Source organism: Streptomyces oryzae (assembly GCF_017676365.1).
GTDB lineage: Bacteria > Actinomycetota > Actinomycetes > Streptomycetales > Streptomycetaceae > Streptomyces > Streptomyces oryzae.
In genome coordinates this window covers 1-3,609 of sequence record NZ_JADKMA010000344.1, presented here as the reverse complement: position 1 = coordinate 3,609, position 3,609 = coordinate 1, and the positions used below count along the sequence as shown (strand labels likewise).

At 69.6% G+C, this 3,609-nt stretch carries 4 protein-coding genes; 3 read left to right on the top strand and 1 reads right to left on the bottom strand.

The features are described 5' to 3' along the window. Positions 1-40 precede the first annotated feature (40 nt). Positions 41-913 carry a class II fructose-bisphosphate aldolase gene (locus ITI46_RS33735; protein ID WP_209243759.1) on the top strand — a complete coding sequence of 291 codons (873 nt, stop codon included), beginning with the start codon at positions 41-43 and terminating at the stop codon, positions 911-913. Then, positions 900-1,703, top strand: a complete 804-nt coding sequence (locus ITI46_RS33730) for a DeoR/GlpR family DNA-binding transcription regulator (protein ID WP_209243758.1) — start codon at positions 900-902, stop codon at positions 1,701-1,703. The genes ITI46_RS33735 and ITI46_RS33730 overlap by 14 nt, the downstream gene beginning before the upstream one ends. An 843-nt stretch (positions 1,704-2,546) precedes the next feature. On the opposite strand, the gene ITI46_RS33725 is transcribed toward ITI46_RS33730, so the two are convergent. Continuing rightward, positions 2,547-2,915 carry a VOC family protein gene (locus tag ITI46_RS33725; RefSeq protein WP_209243757.1) on the bottom strand — a complete coding sequence of 123 codons (369 nt, stop codon included), beginning with the start codon at positions 2,913-2,915 and terminating at the stop codon, positions 2,547-2,549. A 152-nt stretch (positions 2,916-3,067) separates the two neighbouring features. On the opposite strand from ITI46_RS33725, the gene ITI46_RS33720 reads away from it, so the two are divergent. After that, a partial coding sequence (locus ITI46_RS33720) for an AMP-binding protein (RefSeq protein WP_247746996.1) occupies positions 3,068-3,609 on the top strand: 542 nt, incomplete at its 3' end.

The following is a 3,609-nucleotide window of genomic DNA, read 5'->3' as shown; positions in this document are numbered from 1 at the left end:
CTCCCCTCCTCTCCCGCCCTCCTGCTCAAGGAGCCCTCCGATGCCCCTGGTTCCCACCGCCTCGATCCTCGCCGACGCCCGTGCGGCGGGCAGCGGCGCCGCCGCCTTCAACGTGATCCATCTGGAGACCGCCGAGGCACTGGTCGCGGCAGCCGACGACACCGGTCTCCCGCTCATCCTCCAGATCAGCGAGAACTGCGTGCGCTACCACGGCAGTCTGCTGCCGATCACCCGCGCCACCCTCGCGCTGGCCGAGGCCGCACGGACCGAGGTCTCGGTGCATCTGGACCACGTCACCGACGCGGAGCTGGTCCGCCAGGGCGTCGCGGCCGGGGTCGGCTCGGTGATGATCGACGCCTCCACGCTGCCGTACGCCCAGAACGTGGCGACGACAGCGCGGCTGACCTCCTGGTGCCACGACCGTGAGGTGTTCGTCGAGGCGGAGCTGGGCGAAGTGGGCGGCAAGGACGGGGTGCACGCGCCGGGGGTAAGGACCAGCCCCGACGAGGCCCTGGAGTTCGTCGCGGCCACGGGTGTGGACGCGCTGGCCGTCGCGGTGGGCTCCTCGCACGCGATGCGGGAGCGCACGGCGAAGCTGGACCTGGAGCTGATCGGGCGGCTTCGGGAGAAGCTGTCGGTGCCGCTGGTGCTGCACGGCTCCTCCGGGGTGCCGGACGAAGAGCTGCGGGCCGCGGTGGCGGCAGGCATGACCAAGATCAACATATCGACACATCTCGTCTCGGTCTTCACTCAGGGCGTGCGTAAGGTACTGGAGGCCGAGCCCGCGCTCATCGACTCGCGCAAGTACGTCGCCCCCGCGCGGGAAGCGGTCCGGAGCGAGGCGGCCCGGCTGCTGCGCGTGCTGGGGGGCGAGGGGCGGGAAAAGGAGAAGACGTCAGGTGAAGCGCCATGAGCGGATGAACGCTCTGCTCGAACTGCTCGGTGAGCGGGGCAGCGTGGAGGTCGAGGAAGCGGCCACCGCGCTGGAGGTCTCGGCAGCCACCATGCGGCGCGACATGGACGCCTTGGCCGAGCAGCAGTTGCTCACCCGCACCCGGGGTGGTGCGGTGCTCAGCGCGGTGACCTACGACCTGCCGATCCGCTACAAGCGCGGGCACCACGTGGGAGCGAAGCAGTCGCTGGCGCGTGCCGCCGCCGCCATGGTGGGGCGCGGCAGCGTGGTCGGCCTGAGCGGCGGCACGACGACGACGGAGATCGCCCGCGCTCTGGTCGCCCGCCCCGACCTGGCCGAACAGAGTCCGCAGCCGAATCTGACCATCGTCACCAACGCGTTGAACATCGCCTATGAGCTGGCAGTGCGGCCGCAGATCAAGACGGTGCTCACCGGCGGGGTGGCGCACTTCCGGACGTTCGAACTGACCGGACCGTTCAGCGAGCTGGTGCTGGGCGGGATCACCGTGGACATCGCCTTCATCGGCGCCAACGGTATGGATGCCAGGGAGGGGGCCACCGTCTATGACGAGTCGGAGGGACGGATCAACGGGCTGATGGCCGAGCGCGCCGAACGGGCCGTGGTGGTCACGGACTCCTCGAAGGTCGGCGTGCGCTGCTTCGCCCGCATCGGCGGCCCCGAACTGTTCGACACCTTCCTCACGGACAGCGGCATCCCGGACGCCGCCCGCCGGGAGTTCGAGGACCAGGGCCTGACCGTGTCACTCGCGGAGCCGGACCCGGACGACTGAGGCCCAGCCCATGGGCCCGGCGAGGGCTCAGTGCTTGAGCGTGAAGGTGAAGTCGCGGGGCCGGGAGCGGACCAGGACGGGCGCGGCTGTCCACCGGCCGCGGTGCGCCCGGGGCTGCGGCGGGCCATACGGCGACTGCCAGGCGGGCCGGTCGCTCCGGACGGGGTTCCGTGCCGCGAGGCGGACCGGGACGTCGATGAGATCGGGGTTCGCCTCGAGGCGGAACGTGCCGCTCGGCCGGAAGCGCTCGGACGCGCATGGGTGGCAACGGCGGCGAACGGGCGGCAGGCAGATGAGGACGGTTACCCAGTTTGTGAGCACAGGAATACACCGGTTTCAGTGAGAAATCCGCAGCAACGAGGAGCGCGGCGCACATACATGCGCGACGCGCGACGAATCAGCGCTCGGGGGTCTCACAAGGTGTACAACGGCATGTCCTTGGCCAGACGACGTGGTTTGGCAGCACGGTAGTGGCGCACGCGGCGCTGCACCACTGGTTTTCGAGTGGTTTTCGAGCGCCTCTGCCCGAAGAACCGGCCTCCGCCTCGCCGGGGGTGAAGGCCGGCCCGGTCGCTATCGAGCCACGTCCGCACAGGGATCGGGCTCGTGTTTCGCGGAACAGGACTCGAACCGCTTGGCGTACTTCTTGACGGCTGACTCGAACACGTCCGCGGAGGAGACGATCGGCCACTGAGTCTTTTCGACCCCGAAGGTCCGGTCGAGCGTCAGCCGCGTTCGGTCTTCGGAGAAGGTTCCCTTGACGGCCCCGTAGTCGGTGAGGCCGTCGGGACCATGTCGGCGGAAGGCCCGGATTCCGTCCGTCGGATCGACGGGGCAAGGCCATCATCCGCCGGGTCGGCGGCCCTGGCGGTGGCTGACGATGTTGACGACGCGGCCGTCGGGGTCGAGGGCGAAGAAGCGGCGGACGCCCCAGGGCTCGTCGCGGAGTTCGTGGACGATCCCGGCGCCGCTCTCGACCATCGTGGCGTAGGCGGCGTCGACGTCGTCCACCTCGATGCTGAGATCGGGCTCCACCTCCGCGGTCCGGTCGGACGTCATCAGGATGACCTGCGCGGTCGGGTTGCTGGGGGAAGCCAGATTGACGACCCAGCCCAGGTTCATCACCTCCTCGAAGCCCAGCCGTGCATAGAACTCCCGGCTCTTGTCGAGGTCTTGGCAGGTGATGTCGGGAACGACTCGGCGAATGGTCATCGGGGCTCTCCTCGGATTCGTCAGCGAGTTCGATCGCAGGGGCCGTCGGGGTCGCGGGTGAACCGCTCCAGTACCGCGCAACGTAACCGGGCAGGGCCGGGGGCGACGGAACCGACTTGGCGGACTCTCGCCCGGCGCGCGTACGAGGGGGTATGTACGAGCAGCAACAGCGGGGCGAGACTGTACTGACGCTCTGTCAGCGCTGTGGAGGCATCGCCATGTACCCCGGAGTCCACGCCTGCGCCGACCCGGACAAGCCTGCCGTCGTCACCGCCCGCACCGGAGCGGTGCTCACCTACCGGCAACTGGAGGAGCGCTCCGTACGGCTGGCGAACCGGCTGCGCTCGGCGGGCCTGCGTCCCGGTGACCATCTCGCGCTGCTGTCCGCCAACGACACGCGCTGCCTGGAAGTGTACTGGGCCGCGCTGCGTTCCGGCCTCTACATCACCGCCGTCAACAGCCATCTGACGCCCGAGGAAGCCGCATACATCGTGCGGGACTGCGGGGCCCGGGCACTGATCGTGTCGGCAGCTCTCCCCGAGCAGGCGGCGGAGCTGGTGTCGCGTGTCCCGGAGGTCACCGTGCGGATGGCGTACGGGGGCTCGACGGAGACGACGGAGGGGGCGAACACATCCCGGAACGCCGAGAGGGACCCAGCGGGAGATACGGAGCACCCAAAGCACCCGCCCCATTC

Bases quoted from the DNA above. Each gene is read 5' to 3' on its own strand.
- ITI46_RS33735 (WP_209243759.1), top strand. From the start codon at position 41: ATGCCCCTGGTTCCCACCGCCTCGATCCTCGCCGACGCCCGTGCGGCG.
- ITI46_RS33725 (WP_209243757.1), bottom strand. From the start codon at position 2,915: ATGACCATTCGCCGAGTCGTTCCCGACATCACCTGCCAAGACCTCGAC.